14 protein-coding genes are annotated in these 16573 nt (G+C 40.4%); 4 read left to right on the top strand and 10 right to left on the bottom strand.

Translation table 11 applies throughout. The features are described from left to right. Positions 1-125 precede the first annotated feature (125 nt). Positions 126-2555 (bottom strand): zinc-dependent metalloprotease, encoded by a 2430-nt coding sequence (locus HCZ11_RS13865; protein ID WP_167658686.1) that lies wholly within the window; start codon positions 2553-2555, stop codon positions 126-128. A gap of 160 nt (positions 2556-2715) precedes the next feature. Here HCZ11_RS13865 and HCZ11_RS13860 point away from each other — a divergent pair, with 160 nt between their 5' ends. Further along, on the top strand, positions 2716-3684 hold the full coding sequence (locus HCZ11_RS13860; RefSeq protein ID WP_167658685.1) for a class 1 fructose-bisphosphatase: 969 nt from the start codon (positions 2716-2718) through the stop codon (positions 3682-3684). Between the two features lie 46 nt (positions 3685-3730). Here the strand turns inward: HCZ11_RS13860 and HCZ11_RS13855 are convergent, their stop codons facing one another. Then, entirely contained in the window at positions 3731-4051 is a 321-nt protein-coding gene (locus tag HCZ11_RS13855; protein WP_167658684.1) for a hypothetical protein, read from the bottom strand. A 42-nt stretch (positions 4052-4093) separates the two neighbouring features. Between HCZ11_RS13855 and HCZ11_RS13850 the strand changes: the two genes are divergently transcribed. From HCZ11_RS13850 to HCZ11_RS13840, 3 genes are all read left to right on the top strand, one after another. Then, positions 4094-4450 carry a DUF5522 domain-containing protein gene (locus tag HCZ11_RS13850; RefSeq protein WP_130050589.1) on the top strand — a complete coding sequence of 119 codons (357 nt, stop codon included), beginning with the start codon at positions 4094-4096 and terminating at the stop codon, positions 4448-4450. Positions 4451-4631: 181 nt separating this feature from the next. Then, on the top strand, positions 4632-7064 hold the full coding sequence (locus HCZ11_RS13845) for a TonB-dependent receptor (protein WP_130050588.1): 2433 nt from the start codon (positions 4632-4634) through the stop codon (positions 7062-7064). 56 nt (positions 7065-7120) lie between these two features. Continuing rightward, positions 7121-8656: a sulfotransferase gene (locus tag HCZ11_RS13840; RefSeq protein ID WP_167658683.1), complete on the top strand. Its 1536-nt coding sequence runs from the start codon at positions 7121-7123 to the stop codon at positions 8654-8656. On the opposite strand, the gene HCZ11_RS13835 is transcribed toward HCZ11_RS13840, so the two are convergent. From HCZ11_RS13835 to HCZ11_RS13800, 8 genes are all read right to left on the bottom strand, one after another. Then, a complete protein-coding gene (locus HCZ11_RS13835; protein WP_167658682.1) occupies positions 8631-9470 on the bottom strand; it encodes a sulfurtransferase in 840 nt (279 codons plus the stop codon). The two genes, HCZ11_RS13840 and HCZ11_RS13835, sit on opposite strands and share 26 nt — an antisense overlap. After that, entirely contained in the window at positions 9470-10540 is a 1071-nt protein-coding gene (locus HCZ11_RS13830; protein ID WP_254869152.1) for a capsular biosynthesis protein, read from the bottom strand. The genes HCZ11_RS13835 and HCZ11_RS13830 overlap by 1 nt, the downstream gene beginning before the upstream one ends. Positions 10541-10684: 144 nt before the next feature. After that, entirely contained in the window at positions 10685-11092 is a 408-nt protein-coding gene (locus HCZ11_RS13825) for an adenylyltransferase/cytidyltransferase family protein (protein ID WP_130050584.1), read from the bottom strand. Continuing rightward, the gene (locus tag HCZ11_RS13820; protein WP_167658680.1) at positions 11089-12156 is read right to left on the bottom strand and encodes a CDP-glycerol glycerophosphotransferase family protein; all 1068 of its coding nucleotides are present in this window, start codon (positions 12154-12156) and stop codon (positions 11089-11091) included. The genes HCZ11_RS13825 and HCZ11_RS13820 overlap by 4 nt, the downstream gene beginning before the upstream one ends. Positions 12157-12240: 84 nt before the next feature. After that, positions 12241-12657, bottom strand: coding sequence for a group 1 truncated hemoglobin (locus HCZ11_RS13815; RefSeq protein WP_167658695.1), 417 nt, complete (start codon positions 12655-12657; stop codon positions 12241-12243). Positions 12658-12659: 2 nt separating this feature from the next. Next, on the bottom strand, positions 12660-13493 hold the full coding sequence (locus tag HCZ11_RS13810; RefSeq protein ID WP_130050582.1) for a DUF3034 family protein: 834 nt from the start codon (positions 13491-13493) through the stop codon (positions 12660-12662). Then, complete coding sequence (locus HCZ11_RS13805) at positions 13480-15795, bottom strand: EAL domain-containing protein (RefSeq protein WP_130050581.1); 2316 nt, start codon at positions 15793-15795, stop codon at positions 13480-13482. Before HCZ11_RS13805 ends, HCZ11_RS13810 begins: the two co-directional genes overlap by 14 nt. Beyond that, a complete protein-coding gene (locus HCZ11_RS13800; RefSeq protein WP_254869151.1) occupies positions 15785-16435 on the bottom strand; it encodes a methylamine utilization protein in 651 nt (216 codons plus the stop codon). Before HCZ11_RS13800 ends, HCZ11_RS13805 begins: the two co-directional genes overlap by 11 nt. Between the last annotated feature and the right edge of the window lie 138 nt (positions 16436-16573).

Below are 16573 nucleotides of genomic sequence, written 5' to 3'. Positions count from 1 at the left end.
GTTGCTCGATTTTTACTTAGCCCACTAGGTTACAAATCTCGCGCCGCGATTAAATCGCCCCTAGAGTGAACAAATTTTAATCTACAAAGGTCAACACGCCCTAGGCGCTTTGAAGTAAAAATGGATTAAATTGGTGAGCCCGGTGGCATTGGCAACACTTTAAAGTTTGCAGGCCATTCACCGCTTTCTAAAAAGAGACTGATTTGCTCACTTAAATATTGCTTAAATGCACTGTTCCCAACGGATGCACTGCCTAGCATTGATTCTTGCTGGTAACTCTTTGCGAGTTTAGCTAAGTAATAACGCAATTGAGCTTGTACTTCGGGTGCCACTTCATTGCTTGCAACTAAGTCAGCAAATTGTTTCGCTGTTAAAAGCTGCACACGTTGGCTAATTTTACCAGCCATCCCTGAAGCAACCTGTTGTTCGAAAATTTGCTGATAAGTTTGTGCTAATAGTGCATCTAAACCATAAAATGCATCACTTCGTGCTTGTTGCTGCGCTAAACGGTTAATGCGTTGGCTATTAAAAAGTAGGCTCAAACTATGTGCAGCTGCAACCTCTGGCAGTGCCATCGCATCAAGCGTTAGTCCTGTACGACCAACAATGCTCTCCCGTGATTTTGATTCACCATAGGCTTTTGGTGGAATAAGCGCTAATACCGACTCAGGTAAAACAAGGTTCTCAGCTTTTAATGTCGCAAGCATAGCATCCACTGCAGCTTGTTGTGTTTGCTTTGCAACAACCTGTGCCCCTTTAGGTTGTGAGCCATCACGCACTTCGTATTCGTAATTCACGCCAGCAATTAGCTTAACAGCAGCTTCAACTTGATAGCGATGGAATAGATAAAGCGGCACCAGCATTTCTTCTAATTGCGACAAAGCAGTGCCTGTTTTGATGTTTTCTATACCAAAGTTAGTCAGCGCTTGCTTACGAACATCAAGTACTCGCATTAGCTCATCACTTGGTGAACGACCATTATCCCATAAATGCCCTGTTGGATGAGCACCACCTTGAGCGCGGGCATCACTGTCTGAGATAAACTCCAGCCCTTTGTTTTTATTCTCAGCTAAAATTGCGGCCAATTGCTGTGCTTCATCTTGATTTGTGAAATCGCTATAACCGTATTTAACAACTTGGGTATCCCAAACGCCCATACCAGAAGCATAGCCTCGGCTAACATCTAACTTACCTTGTTCATTAAAGCTAAGTAGCGGGTGTGGATAATCCATCACAGAGGCTCTATCTGCCACTGAGGCTGCAAAGTTATGAGAAATACCTAAAGTATGCCCCACTTCATGAGCACTTAACTGACGAATACGATCAAGTGCCATTGCTTGTAAGCGCTTAGCCACTTCATTCCCTTCAAAATAAGGTGCAGCTAATGCTTCTGCAATTAAGATGTCTTGACGAACACGTAATGAACCCAGAGTCACATGGCCTTTTATAATTTCGCCTGTCCGCGGGTCAATCACAGAGCTACCATACGACCAACCACGCGTTGCACGGTGCACCCATTGGATCACGTTGTAGCGTACATCCATAGGGTCGGCATCATCTGGTAGCACTTTAACTATAAAAGCATTCTTGTAGCCTGCTGCGTTAAATGCATCATTCCACCATTTAGCACCATCAAGTAATGCTGATTTAACTGGCTCAGGTACGCCCGGATCTAAATAATAAACTATCGGCTCAACGGGTTCGCTGATTGGTAGGCTTGGATCTTTTTTCGCTAGACGATGGCGAGGGATGTAACGCACATACATAGACTCACCCAGCGCAGCCGCATAGTCTTTATGTTCAATACTCCAGAAACCTGCTTGAGGGTGGAACTTACGCGGGGTGTAGTTATCATCAGGCAGTTCAATTAATGAATGATGCATATGCACCGTTAGCGCGTAAGGGTCTGCACTCACTTGGCGAACATACTTACCAGGCTTATTACCTTGAAAAGTAAGTACTGCTTCTAATTCAGTATTTTTTTCAAATGCTTTTGAGCGTGCTAAATAAACCGCACTGCGGTTGCTATCTAAGTTAAAACTTCCCTGCCCAGTTGCAAGTAAACGACGGCTCACACCATGAACATCGCTTAATAAATAAGGTGTGTAATCCACTAATACGGCGGTTTCTGACTGAGCAACAACACTAAACCCTGCTAAGATACTTGATGCAAATGCCTCTTTAATACTTTGTTGTTCCGCAAGGTTATTAGTGTTAGCACGGTAATAAGTATTTATGGCTCTTAACATCACCTTATCGCCAAAACGTTCAAACTGAACTAAGTGAGTATCACCTAGCTGACCGCGATCTAAGCCAATATCGTTTGAACCGACACCATAAGGTAAGCTTTGTTGTAATAAAAATTGCTGCTCGAGTTTATCCACCTCAAGATACAATTTGCCGTTTTCTGTATCGTAGTAAAATGAAAAATAGCCAGAAAAATGAGTCATTTTTTCTGTAAAATCATTTATAGACTTAATTGCTGCGTGTGCTTGAGTTATCATAGTAAGTAGCACAGCTAAGAGCAGATATCGTAGTAATGGTATTTTTTGCATAATCTTATCTTTGTTATTCGCGTTTTAAATACTGTATAGGTATTAAGCAGTATAAAGTACCGCCAAGAAAAATCAGCTATTTAAGACGAAATTCAGCGCTTGCTAAGACATTCTCTCTCACACTAAAAATGTCTGGCTACAACGTTATCAGGAAAATAGAATGCGTAGACTCCCACCGGTATTGTTAGAAGATGGTTGCCCTCGTGAACTGATCTCATTGATCAGAACGGTACTTGCGGCATGTAAAGAGATTTCATTTCGTGTTGGTCAAGGCGCCCTATCTGGCGTATTAGGCTCAACCCTAGACGAAAACATTCAGGGTGAAACACAGAAAAAACTCGACGTGCTAACTAACCAACTTTTAAAAGATATTTTATTAGAATCGGGCTACGTAAAAGCCATTGCCTCTGAAGAAGAAGACTTCACCGTTGCGGGTAACCCTAATGCCAACTACATTGTTGCATTCGACCCACTTGATGGTTCATCAAATACAGATATCAACTCACTCGTTGGTACGATTTTCTCAATTATGGCGGCGCCTGAAGGTGCAGATCCGGCCGACCCAAGTATCTTTATGCAACCGGGTAAAAACCAAGTAGCGGCAGGTTACGTGTTATATGGCCCATCAACGGTGCTAGCATTAACAACAGGCAAAGGTACACGCTTTTTCACCTTAGATAAAACTCACGGTACCTTCTTATTAACAGAAGACTTTGCAAAAGTACCTGAAGATACTAGCGAATTTGCTATCAATGCTTCAAACCAACGTCATTGGCAGCCAGCGATGCAAAATTACATCAATGACTTAATTGCTGGTGACACAGGCCCGCGTGGTCGTAACTTCAACATGCGCTGGATTGCTGCAATGGTGGGTGATGTGCACCGTGTATTATGTCGTGGTGGTATTTTTACTTACCCAACCGACACGAAAGATCCAAATAAACCTAACAAATTACGTTTATTATACGAAGCAAACCCAATGGCAATGTTAATCGAACAAGCTGGCGGTATAGCCTCTACTGGTACTGAGCGCATCATGGATATTCAACCTGATGCAATTCACCAACGTGTGGCGGTGATCTTAGGTTCGAAAAACGAAGTTGAAACCTGTTTAAGCTACCATAAATAGCAACAAGCGAATGCCTTAAGCTAAATAAGCTTAGGGCTAAAAGAAGCTATTTCATCACATCTAATAGCTTCTTTAGCGTACTTTTACTCAATTCACCCATTTGCTCGTTATTGCTTAAAGCGTAAATAGCCCCTTCTACGGCACTTTCGTCTATGTCTTGTCGTGACTCTAGTACGTTCGCCCAAAGTTCTAATTCATCAATATCTATTTCGCCGTTAATAGCACGCTGTAGAACCTGACAGAACACTTCTTGCGTTAGAATATACACATCATCTTGGATGTCAGGAGTGCTTGTAATAACTGAAATTGCCTCAAATCGATTATCACCAAAACGAGCAAACTCTCCTAATGCGTCTAATTTATCCATTTGCTATGCTTACCTTTTCAATCTCAAAGCACCTTTTAATTAATGACAACCCTTACATGCTCACGATGCAAAGCAACCCTTAACTGCCAAGCCGACAATATTAATGCCTGTTGGTGTAATGAGCTACCCAACATTTTACCACTCGATGAGACCGCAACAGAATGTTTATGCCGAGACTGTACTATAAATAAAATAAATTCATTTTTATCAGAACTTTACCAAAAGCCTCTTGAACAGCAGCTTGCCTTTGCTAAGCCTTATTTTACTCAGGGTAACTTAATAGAAAACCTCGATTACACTATGCAAAACAATTACATGGTATTTAGCCGCTGGTTCTTTTTAAAGCGCGGCCATTGCTGTAGTAATGGTTGTACGAACTGCCCTTATTCCGATAGCTAACACCTAAACAGATTATTTATTCAATTATTTTGCATTTAATTGCAAATAACGCATGGACGATGAGAATAAAAATACATTATAATTGGATATAAATTCACTAAATCATCAATTTTTAAGCTTAAATTACTAGTAACGTCTATTTTTTGAGCATAAATTTACTGTAACTAACTCGGAATCTATCATGAACACCTTTAAGCCTGCTCTACTTGCAAGTGCAATTTCTGCGGTTTTAATTAATAGCAATATGGCGTTTGCTGCTGAAGATGCTATCGAAGTTGATAAATCAATTGAAACTATCCAAATCACTGCAACACGACGTGCAGGTTCTGTGCAAGATGCACCGCTTAATATCACAGCCCTAAATGGCGATGTAATTAGCGACCAAAACATTGGTGATCTTGAAGATGTCGCTCGTTGGGTACCCGGTTTAACAATTTCTGATCAAGGTGGTCGTGAAGGTTCTCCTATTATCGTTCGTGGACTGAACACAAATACCTCTGACCGTATTTCTGACAGTGGCACAGTGGCAACTTATGTTGGTGAAATTCCACTTAGCATTGATTTACGTTTGACTGATGTTGACCGTGTTGAAGTGTTAATTGGCCCACAAGGTACACTATACGGAGCTGGTACTTTAGGTGGTGCAATCCGTTATTTATTAAAACAACCTGAGCTTGATATCACCGAAGGTAAAGTAACAGGCGATGTATTTAGCATCAACGAAAGTGACGGTACAGGCGGTGAGTTTGGCGTGGTATTCAATACTCCGCTAATTGAAGAAAAACTAGCCCTTCGTGCTAGCTTAAATTATTACGATAACCCAGGTTACATTGACTACACTCACGTGGTTCTAGAACCTGGCGTATCAAACCCGAACCCTGATTTTTCAGACAGCAGCGATGTAAATGCCAACTTAAAAAGCGTAAGCGATGTTAACGATGAGCAAATCACCACAGCACGTTTATCACTACGCTGGCTTGCAACCGAAGATGTTGATGCAACGCTAAACTACTTCTATCAAAAGCAAGAAAATGGCGGTAATTCGACGTCTCAATACGGCTCACTTGCAGATAGCAGTGCACTACAAGGTATCCCTGGAAAGTACGAAAATGTAGCTCGTGTGCTTGAACCCGGTGAAGAAGAAAACGATTTATTAAGCTTAGAAGTAAAAGCAGATCTTGGTTTTGCTGAGCTGGTATCTGCATCTGGTTGGTCTAGCTATGAGCAATCTGGTCAGCGCGATCAAACTGATCTTCTTTACGATATTTGGTCAGGGTATGCCGACTTCCCTTCTTTTGTAGGCTACACGCACGACACCTCAGATCGCGATACCTTTACGCAAGAGCTTCGTTTAGTTTCAAATAGCAGTAGCGCTTTTAACTGGATTGTAGGCGGCTTCTATAACAAAGTAGAAAGTCACTCAGATGATCGTGAGTACACGCCGGGTCTGACTGAGTACTGGGGTGGCGGTATTCCAAATGTTGAACAAGACCTTGAGTACATTCTAATTTCTGATAGCGAAACCACTGAAAAAGCACTTTTTGGTGAAATTGGCTACAGCATCACAGATCAACTTGATGTCACTGTTGGCGCTCGTTTTTATGAATACGATGTATCAACAACATCAGGCTCTGCAACCCCGCTTTATTCTGGTGACTTTGATTCACTAGATAATCTTGTTATGGAAAATGTAAGCGCAAGCGATAGCGGTAACTTATTTAAGTTTAATGCTAATTACACATTCGATAATGGTGTGCTTGCTTACTTTACTGTGAGTGAAGGTTTCCGTATTGGTGGTGGTAACGGTATTGCTCCTTGCCCTGATGTATTACCTGAGCAACAAATTGTTTGTGCCCTGCCAAACGAAGAAGATTACAAACCAGATACAACGGTCAACTACGAGCTAGGCTTTAAGTCATCATGGTTACGTAACCGCCTACATTTCAATGCAGCGCTATTTAATGTTGATTGGAAAGATGCGCAAGTTGGTAGCAGTACAGTAAATGGCCAAGAGTTAATTACTTCGAATGCAGGCTCTGCTAATTCTAAAGGTGTCGAACTTTCTACTCGCGCAATGATTGGTGATAACTGGGCAGCTTATGCAACATACGCATATGCAAAAGCCGAATTAACCGAAGATGCACCTTACTTATTTGGCGTATTAGGTGACGACTTAGCGCAGTACCAAAGCTACTATGATGGCGCTAAAGGCGACCGTTTACCGGGTGCTCCTGAGCATCAATTCTCTTTTGGTCTTCGTTACGAGCAAGATATCCTAGGTGATAAACTATTAAGCGTAAACTACGGTATCACAGCACAAAGCGATGTGATCACCAAAGTAGGCTTAAAAGCAGATGGCGAAGTATTACCAGGTTATGCACTAAGTAACTTATCTGCCAAAATTACTGGCGATATGTGGTCTGCAACCCTTTACGTAGACAACTTATTCGATAAGTACGCGTTCACTTCTGTACGTCGTGATAAGTCTTGGGCTGGTATGTCGCAATATGCTGAGCTTAACAAAGAGCTACCTGAGCTACAGCGTGTTTATGGTCACTACACCACCGCACCTCGTACAATCGGTATGAAGTTTAGCTACAACTTTGAGCTGTAATTAAATACTCGAATAAAAGCCTTGCCGCTTTTAGGCAAGGCTTTTAAGATAATCTCATGCTAAATACCCAACAAGCGCTTCGCGCTAATATCCAACAGTTGTTAGCCAACAAGCAACTACATGATGCACATCATCTACTTGTGCAGCGCCTAAAGCAAAATCCTGAAGACCACGTTTGTTACTTTTTACTGAGCGAAGTCAACACTGCAGCGGGCGATATCAACAAAGCCATTAAGCTGCTTGAAAAAGCGCTTAATTTAGCGCCTTTGCCGATATATCATTTAGCACTTGCCAAGCTGTATGTACTGTTAGGTAAAGTAAGTAATGCGGCTGTGCATTATCAAGACGCTTTGCAAACAGCTGACTTTAGTGCCGCTGACTTTGATACACTAGCCAATATTGCTAACCGTTTAGGGCATTATGAAGACGCCTTTAGCTTTCAAAAGTCGGCTTACCAACGCAATAAATATAACCCACAAATTAGCTATAATTTGGCGGTATCATATAAAATTCACGGACTGTTTGATGAAGCAAAAAGTTTGCTACAGCAACTTACTACCCAGCAACCTAGCTTTTATCAAGCTCATTACTCACAGGCTGAACTAAATACTGATGTAGAGTCGAAGCTACATATCCAGAAACTACAAACCTTGGCGAATAAAGAAAAAAGCATTATTGATCAACAAGTGTATTTTCATAGTCTTGCTCTTAATTATGAGCACCTTAATGACTACAAAAATGCATTTAAATACTTTGTACTAAGTAAGCAAGCCATAGCCTATAAACTTAATTATCAAGCCACGCAACATCGCTATTTTTGTCAAAAGCTCATTACTCAAAGTACACAGCAAGTGCTTGAAAGTAGTGACTCTGAGTTCTCACCCGTTTTTGTTGTTGGCATGCCCCGCTCTGGCACAACTTTAGTTGAAAAAATCCTTAATCAAAGTTCACAGCTGCAAGGGATTGGAGAATTAAACGATATAGCGCAATTGATACAACACGCCACGCAATCGGCTCGAGTGATTGATAGCGAAATGCTTGATAAGGCATATGAATCTGAAGCGATAAAGACAGTACTTGCTAACTATCAACAAAGAGCCCAGCTGCTCAGTGATGGCCTTAGAAGCTGTGATAAACAGCCATTTAACTTTTACTATATTGATTTTATATTAGCGGCATTTCCTAATGCTAAAATTGTTTGTATGCAGCGAGACTGGCACGATTGCAGTATCGCCAATTTTAGGCAGATGTATAGTCCGCAAAGTGTGTTTCATCACTACAGTTTTACTCTTGAAGATATTGCCTCATTCCATCAAGATTACTCGGCATTAGTCAGTCACTTTGCCAACAAGTATCCTGAAAACGTTTTTTTACAAAGCTATGAGCAATTAGTGGCAGAGCCGGTTAAGCAAACACAGAAGCTCTATACTTTTTGTGATTTAAGCTGGCAGGAAAACTGCCTAACTTTTTATAAAAACAATGCGGCTTCAGCTACGGCGAGCAAAAAGCAAATTCGCCAGCCACTGAATAAAAACAGTATCGGCAGCTGGCAAAATTACGCTGAATTTATTGATGCGGACCTGTTTCAATAGGTAACTCGTGACGAGCGCCCCACTCACTCCATGAGCCATCGTAAACACGTAAGTTAGCGTAACCGCATTCATCGGCGCACAATGCAATTGCACAAGCTGTTACACCTGAACCACAGCTAAATTGCAACTGAGTATGATGCGCTGCAATATGTTGATCAAATAATATCTGCAACTCGCTAAGCGGTTTTAGCTCACCGTTATTTAGTACACTTGCAAGTGATAGACTGCGACTATTTGGAATATGACCACTACGCATGCCTTCACGCGGCTCGGCCTGTTCACCTGTAAATCGCTCATAAGGGCGAGCATCGAGTGTTAGTGTGCTTTGCTCATCAAGTGAGTTAAGTACTTGCTCAGCACTGATAAAGTAATTAACACGAGGGCTTGCAACAAAGTTGCCTTGACCAGAAGCAGCTGAATAGCTGGCTTGTGTCGCAAAGCCAAGTGCCTGCCACTTAGCTAAACCACCACTTAAAACCTTTACATTATCAAAGCCCATTGCTTTAAACATCCACCACGCACGCGCTGAACTGAATAAACCTTGGTCTTCATAAATCACAATCAGTGAGTCTTGATTAACCCCAGCACGCTGCATATGTTCTGTGAACTGCTCGCTACTGCACATCATACTTGGTACAGGATTGCTGTTATCTGCCAGCGTCTTTTTGAAATCAAAACGCTGTGCATTAGGCAGCATAGCTTTAGGTGCGTATTCTCCCGGTAAACCAGGGCGTACCATTCCAGCATCAAAAATGATCAAATTATCATGGCTTAAATGCTCGTTAAGCCATTCTGGCGAGACTATGTTCTTCATTAGCTTTCCTTTTGCGATAGCTGAGCGAATGTATCTTGTTGAGTTAAGCGCTTTTCAACCGCTTCAACATGCTCAGTTGTACATTCTTTCCAAACACCGGGCAAGCAATACACATGCTTTAAGTAGGTAAAAAATTTATCTCTCAGAATACTGTTGGACTGCCAGCCTTTTTGTAGTTTTTCTAAGCACTTAATCAAAGTAGCTTGATCACTTGCGTGTAGTACAAGCTCATCAATGTTGTAACAAGCAAGCCCTAAGGTAAGCACTTTTTTATCAAGTAATAAAGATTCTAAGCCAACGGTCGAGTTAATAGTGATCACGGCTTCAGCGTTATTGATAAGTTCTCGAGTACAATTTCCGTTGGCAAAAACGGCAACATCATCTTTATCATACAAGTGTTCATAGTGCTTATGCCATGAAGGATGTTCTTTAAAAACAACTTTAAGTTCTGGATCATTTAACTTTTTTACGGCTGAAACAACAGCATCGTAATACTCTTCCATTGACTTAAGCCAAGGTGAGTAACAAGCTATTTGTGTATCGTGTGGAACTTGAAATGGCACAAATAAGTATTTTTTTGGTAACTCAACTGCGTCAAATTTGCAGCGCTTTTTGTGATTCGCTCTAGGGATTAAATCAGGCGCAGAAAATGGCAACTTCCCTTGTGGATCAAAATTTAAATAGAAATGACTATCTCGCGGTACAGAAGCCGCGAAGTTAATACCTTGAGGGTCTAAACTTGTTGTTCCGGGCAATAACCCATTTTCATAAAAATAGGTAGTCACTCCTAGTGATTTCGCAGCTATACAAACAGTAACATTCGGTAGTTTATTACCATTCCAAATAACTAAAGCTTGAGGGGATTCTGACTTCAATAAATCATAATACTTAGCGTACCGACATTGCTCTACAAACTGCATCACTTTAGAGTAAGCTTTGATAAGTAATGGGTTACACCAAAGATCATTTCGGGCTTGCTTACGTAGTAGTTGTTCCGAAATTATTTTACTAAAATCAATTTGAATCGCTTTGCTAAAGTATTTTAAAGCAGTTAACCTGGGGAAGCCCATACAGTGCACTTTACAATTTAAGGGTAGTTTCCTAATTAATTTTTTGTAATAGCGGGCGTGCACATTATTGCGAGAGATAAATAAAAAAGCCATATACTGATCTTAGTTTAGATTGAACTTAAGCGCATACAGCTATTTTATTAATTATAAATGACAGTTTGAAGGCTGCCTTACAACTTCTATTATTTCTGTTGTAGAGATAGAGGGAGTACGCTCTAAATAAATCACATCACAAATTTGCTTAAATTGATCAAACCGACCAGCCCAATCATCCCCCATAACGAGCAAATGGGCTTGATGGTCTTTTATGTACTCACCTTTCAATTCTAGAGAGTGCTCTACAAATACTTCGTCAACACACTTTAAAGAACTAATAATTTTCAGCCTATCAGCTTCACTGTATACAGGCTTTCGACCTTTCTTTGAGAAGTTTAGTTCATCAGAAGATACACCAACTATCAAATAATCTCCCAGTGCTTTAGCTCGCTCTAAAATATTGATATGTCCCACATGAAAAATATCAAACGTGCCAAAAGTAATTACCCGTTTCATTGATGTTCCTCTAAATAAGAAACAATTCTCTTAGCAGAGTGACCATCCGTAAGACCTGCCAGTTTATAAACTATTTCTTTTCTTTTTTCTTTAAATTCGGCAGATTCATTAAAACTTGAACTTAATAACTGCTTTAACTCTTTATAACTTTCAGCACGCGCACATAACTCATTGAAGTATTTGATATCTTCATCCAATCGAGCTTTCAATCTATAAGAAAAAATACCTCTGTATGACCAACGCAGCTTGTAAAAATCACACCAGATAACAGGTTTTTCTAATGCTGCAAATTCAAAAATGGCTGACGATGCATCAGAAACCATAATATCAGCAAGTTCTAAAAAAGGAGTAAGATCAAAATCGAATTCATTCGCAAGGTAAACATTCTTAGCACTAGCCCACTTCTCAAGTTTTAGGCGTTGCTTTTTGTACTTCTGCTTAAATAAGCTAAAGAAATGAGGCTTAACGATAATATTAAATTCATTAAAGTGCTCAGGGAAATCATCGCTAAAGCACTCTAAAGAGCTTGGATAAAAAGTAGGCGCATAGAGCAAAGTTTTCTTTGTCGGATCTAAGCCGAGATTTTTGAGGTTAATGCTTTCAAGAGTCTGATTAAAAATAGGGTCTAACTTGGCGTAGCCACTATCAATAAAGTTGCCTTCAGGATAAAGCGTTTTTAAACGTTGAAGCCGGTGCTCTCCCTCAACAAACCGTACTGTCATCTTATTATTCGATACATCGTAATAGCATTGTTTTGGACCTATTCCATGTTGCATCAGTACAGTCTTTTTATTTAGATCCTCAGCGCCAGCAAATGTATTTCCAAACACAACCCAATCTGCATCTGAACTCTGATAAAATTCAAAGGTTTCTCTTGCACTTGTTAACCATTTTGCAACTATTGCATTTTCATAGATAAAGTCGCGACATACACCAAGACTACGCTCATCTTGGTCTTCATAGAAAACCATCGAAACTTTGTGGCCTTTTTCCTTCAACTCCTTTAAAACAGGCAAATACTGTGGAATGTAATATAGATGTTGAACATCAAAATATAACTGCATTATTTACAACTTAATAACTTCAACCAATAGCTATTGTACATAAATTACATTTCTGTTTCAGCCCACAATTAAAGTTTGTTCTAGCTAGATTTCAATTACCTCAGGGCGAAGTGGTGCAAGTCTGCTAAGGATTTTATTTTGTACCGTTTGCGAAATGTGCTGTTCATCCATTGCATTGATTAAAAGCTCTACCACACGGTTAAAGTCTTTTTTAGAAATATTCATTCCGGTGTGAATATCAACCATATTATCGCCTTTGTATTCACAAGGGCCATCGGTGACATTGCACAAATGAGTGATAAAGCCTTGGCGAAAATGAGCAACATTGGTTTGTTTAAAATAAGCTAAAATTTGTTCGTCACGGCCTATTTGATTGATAAAACTATCAACTAGTTTTTCGATCCCTTGTTCGCCATTTAGTTGCTGGTATAAGGTGCCGTTGTTGCTACTTGCACAGCCGACTAACATCACGGCAAATACAAACGTAAAAAATGTTTTCATCATTACCAATACCCTGTAACAGAAAGATACCAACCTGTTTGATCCTTAGCCCCAGCAATACTTCCTAAGTCTAACCAAGCAGCGGTGACACTAACATACTTATTGGGAAACCAAGCAACAAACACATCCTGCCAATCTTGCTCCCCTAAGCCAAGATTATTAGACTTTTCCCGATACTCAACACCAACGGCTATTTGATGGGTTAAAAACACCGCGGTAGACGCTTCAAATAACAACTCTTTATCGCTATCAGGGCCGCCAAAACCTAACAAACCTAGTTGATTAGCATCGCTATAACGAAAAGTGGTATTCCAAAACCAGTTATACCCAACAAGCGCTCCTAAATGTAATTTACTAGCAGCAAGATAAATATCAGTACCACTGGTGTCTTCTGCGCCTAATAGGTTAGCGATACTGCCGTCATCCAGTGATTTATGTTGTACACCCAAGCTCAACTGCGGCCATTTACTGTAAACGATATCGCCGTATAAGCGTACTTTTGCCCCTGTAATTGATTGTTCAATATCGGTATTTAGTGCGGGAACTTCGAAGCGTTGCTCTGCGTAACTAAATTCAACGCGATCATAAATATTTAGTTGCGCGCCACAAACATCTAAGCTGTAATCACTCACATCAGCGCGACTACAAAAGCCATTTATAGCTATTTCATCATCACTTGCATAGCCTGCAAGCTGCGCCCAAGGAACAATACCACCACCCGCACTACCTTCAACCTGGGAGACACCAGGCGTTGCTAATAATTTACCCGATGCTGCGAGCCCTGAACTTGCAAAAGCAAGGCAAATTAACCCAAACAACCAATTAAGACGCTTCATTGTACACCTCTAACCACTGCAAAAACTGCTCTGATTTTAGTGGTCTACTTAAGTAATAGCCTTGTGCATAATCGCATTTATTTTGCACTAAAATATCCAGTGACTCTTTGTTCTCAACGCCTTCCGCTACAACCGAAAAACCCAGCTGGTGACCTAGAGTAACTGTAGATTGCACTATGTATTGATCTTGTCGTGACTGATCTAATTGCAAAATAAAACACTTATCAAGCTTTAGCTCATCAATCGGTAATGACTTTAAGCGCCCGAGAGATGTTTGCCCTACACCATAGTCATCCAACGAGATTTTAACACCCAAGGTTTTGAGATTTTCGAGTGCCTTAATGCCTTGATCTTCGTTCTCAATCATATCTCGCTCTGTGAGCTCAATCGTAATTAAACGCCCATTAACATCATGTTTCTCAAGTTGTTTAGCAAGGTGAGAGTAAAAGCTAGGGTATGCTATATCTTGTGCAGAGACATTAATTGCAGCCTGCATGGTAACACCTTGCTGTTGCCATGCAGCAACTTGAGACACCACTGTTTTTACAACCCAAGAAGTTAGCTCCACAATCACCCCTGATTGTTCTGCTAAATCAATAAACAGCTCAGGCGAAACCCACTGACCATCTTTACGCTGCCAACGAATTAATGACTCAACTTTATCAATGCAATTGGTTTTAATATTTAGTTTTGGTTGATAGGTCATGAAAAGCTGGCCATCATCATCAACGAGGGCTTGTTTAAGTTCATCGATTATTGCAAGGCGCTCAAGGTGCTCTTCGTCTTCACCTTCTTGATAATAATGAATAGTTTTATGCTCGCAAGATGCGGTATCAACAGCAATTAACGAGCGACGCATTAAGTCCTCAGGGCTGACATTCTGTGAAAGGCAATGCACCACCCCAACACTAAAGCGTAAAGTAATATTTAAGCCTTGAATTAAGTAGCCAGCCTGTAACTGAGCAACAAGCTTCATTACTGCATCTTTAAACTGCTTAGTTTCATCTGCAGGAAGTAAGGTTAAAAATTCATCGCCGCCAATCCGAGCATTCTCACCATTATGATGTGCCGAGTATTCACCAATACGCTCAGCAACTGCTTTTAAACAATCATCACCAATACGCGGGCCTAATTTATCATTGATATGACGAAGACCTCTTATATCTATGGCAACGAGTGTGTATTCAGCGCCTTCAGCAAACAAGTTCTCCATGTTTTCTAACATCGCAGAACGGGTATAAAAGCCAGTTAATGAATCATGGCTAGCTTGAAAACTTATTTGCTGTTCACGCTCTTTGATGTCGTTACCCATGTTGTTAAAGGCATCGACTAACGTGGTGATTTCGCTGCTTTGCTTTTTACCTACAAATTCAGCTTTATAATTGCCACGAGCAAATTGCTGAGCAAGTAAGGTTAGCTTTGAAAGCGGTGTCGTGAGGTTTTTAGCCAAGATACCACTGGTCAATACGCCTATCACAACCGTAATCGCAGCAAGCACAATAATGGTGAAAAATAGCTGTTCAAACTCACGATAACTCTGGGTTAAATCAGCACTTAACAGCACTGAGACTATGTGCCCGGGCAAGGATGGCAGTTCAACCAGTCGATTTCTATAAACCGGCTTTTCACCAAAAATACGTTGCGTTGTCTCGTTATTAAAATGCGCTAATACTGAATTAGTTTGAGGTTGCTTGGTTAGTGAGGTCTCTACAACACCATCATCTTCACCAATAAAACTCACATCCATTGTGGTAAGGTTTTTTAGCTCTGCAGCAACAAGGTCATTAATTTCAAAGCCCACTAAACTGTAGGCAACAGTACGAGGCGCACGTACCGGCAATAAGATAACTTGGTATAGGGTTTGATCAAGAACAATAAAATTAGATTGCTCTGCATTAATGAGCAATTCATTCATCAGTGCAGAAAACTCATCAGGTGTATGGTTAAATTCAGTATTTGCAGAGACCAATTGCCCAGATAAATCAATGAGCAACATCAAATCAGCATTTATTCGACGACTGTGGTTATTCAATACACTGCTAATGGTATCAGCATCTTGGGTAGCAATAGCTTGTTTAAAACCAAAGTCTGCTGTGAGTACCTTTGCAGCCGTTAATAGCAGGCTTTCTTTAGCGCTTAAATATTGCTTAAAAACATTTTCAGCGACATTAATATCTTCACGTAACTTTTGATCATTAAACCGATTAGTCGACCACCAAGAGCTCGCTAAACTGACTAAACTAGTTAATAAAACGAGGCTTACGCATAAGGCTATGATCCGCCCTCTTAAACTATGAATCATTATCTGCCTTAAACATCTCACCAAACGTATTACGCGGTGCAGGTGCATTTGTTTCAATTGTAATATCAGCAGCTTGTTCAGTTACAGTGACTGATAATTTTTTATTAATTTCACTTGCTTGATTTGGGTGCCAAATCGTTATATTCGTTGGAACTGTAATATCTTTTAATTGTACTTTGCCATCTTGTGCTGTTTTTAGTGTATTAGCGCCATTTGCTACATAGATATAACCCACCATAGAATCGTGAATATTACAGCCTAGGACTACCACCCCGGCGTTATCAAATAACTCTGGTTTTTCTGGACGGTCAGCATATAGCTTAATATTGAAAGGTTTAGCGCTTGAAAAAGAATAAACATGATGGCGAATATTATCACTATTAGGAAAATCAACAGACTGACCTTGCTGTATTACCAATACATTAGGTGAAAACTGCTTATTAACCTGATCCATAACTGCGACAGGCAACTGCGTGCGCGCTAAATTTTTATTACCTTGTAATTCAATTACAGCATCGGCTAAAGGCTCACCAAATTGATCTCGAACGGTAAATGAAATATCCGCTGCAAATACATTCGCAGCGCAGCACATAAATACAAAAGAACATACCGTGCGAGCACAGTGCGCAAAAAACGTCATAATTGAACCTTGCTTAGCTTAGTTTGCTAATAAGTATAGATTAATCTTAGCTTAAGTTAATGAGAGAAGGTATGAAAAGCAAGAAAAAAGCCAAGCAGTTTTACTAGAAAACCAACTTGGCTTTAATAATATTGACTT

Origin of the sequence: Pseudoalteromonas sp. HF66, from assembly GCF_011806445.1 — a bacterium.
GTDB lineage: Bacteria > Pseudomonadota > Gammaproteobacteria > Enterobacterales > Alteromonadaceae > Pseudoalteromonas > Pseudoalteromonas apostichopi.
This window is presented reverse-complemented; position numbering and strand designations above follow the sequence as displayed.

What these genes read in the sequence shown, in the direction of transcription:
- HCZ11_RS13805 (WP_130050581.1), bottom strand. Translation starts at nt 15,795, where the DNA reads ATGATTCATAGTTTAAGAGGGCGGATCATAGCCTTATGCGTAAGCCTC.
- HCZ11_RS13865 (WP_167658686.1), bottom strand. Translation starts at nt 2,555, where the DNA reads ATGCAAAAAATACCATTACTACGATATCTGCTCTTAGCTGTGCTACTT.
- HCZ11_RS13815 (WP_167658695.1), bottom strand. Translation starts at nt 12,657, where the DNA reads ATGAAAACATTTTTTACGTTTGTATTTGCCGTGATGTTAGTCGGCTGT.
- HCZ11_RS13840 (WP_167658683.1), top strand. Translation starts at nt 7,121, where the DNA reads ATGCTAAATACCCAACAAGCGCTTCGCGCTAATATCCAACAGTTGTTA.
- HCZ11_RS13850 (WP_130050589.1), top strand. Translation starts at nt 4,094, where the DNA reads ATGACAACCCTTACATGCTCACGATGCAAAGCAACCCTTAACTGCCAA.
- HCZ11_RS13830 (WP_254869152.1), bottom strand. Translation starts at nt 10,540, where the DNA reads ATGGGCTTCCCCAGGTTAACTGCTTTAAAATACTTTAGCAAAGCGATT.
- HCZ11_RS13810 (WP_130050582.1), bottom strand. Translation starts at nt 13,493, where the DNA reads ATGAAGCGTCTTAATTGGTTGTTTGGGTTAATTTGCCTTGCTTTTGCA.
- HCZ11_RS13860 (WP_167658685.1), top strand. Translation starts at nt 2,716, where the DNA reads ATGCGTAGACTCCCACCGGTATTGTTAGAAGATGGTTGCCCTCGTGAA.
- HCZ11_RS13855 (WP_167658684.1), bottom strand. Translation starts at nt 4,051, where the DNA reads ATGGATAAATTAGACGCATTAGGAGAGTTTGCTCGTTTTGGTGATAAT.
- HCZ11_RS13820 (WP_167658680.1), bottom strand. Translation starts at nt 12,156, where the DNA reads ATGCAGTTATATTTTGATGTTCAACATCTATATTACATTCCACAGTAT.
- HCZ11_RS13825 (WP_130050584.1), bottom strand. Translation starts at nt 11,092, where the DNA reads ATGAAACGGGTAATTACTTTTGGCACGTTTGATATTTTTCATGTGGGA.
- HCZ11_RS13800 (WP_254869151.1), bottom strand. Translation starts at nt 16,435, where the DNA reads ATGACGTTTTTTGCGCACTGTGCTCGCACGGTATGTTCTTTTGTATTT.
- HCZ11_RS13835 (WP_167658682.1), bottom strand. Translation starts at nt 9,470, where the DNA reads ATGAAGAACATAGTCTCGCCAGAATGGCTTAACGAGCATTTAAGCCAT.
- HCZ11_RS13845 (WP_130050588.1), top strand. Translation starts at nt 4,632, where the DNA reads ATGAACACCTTTAAGCCTGCTCTACTTGCAAGTGCAATTTCTGCGGTT.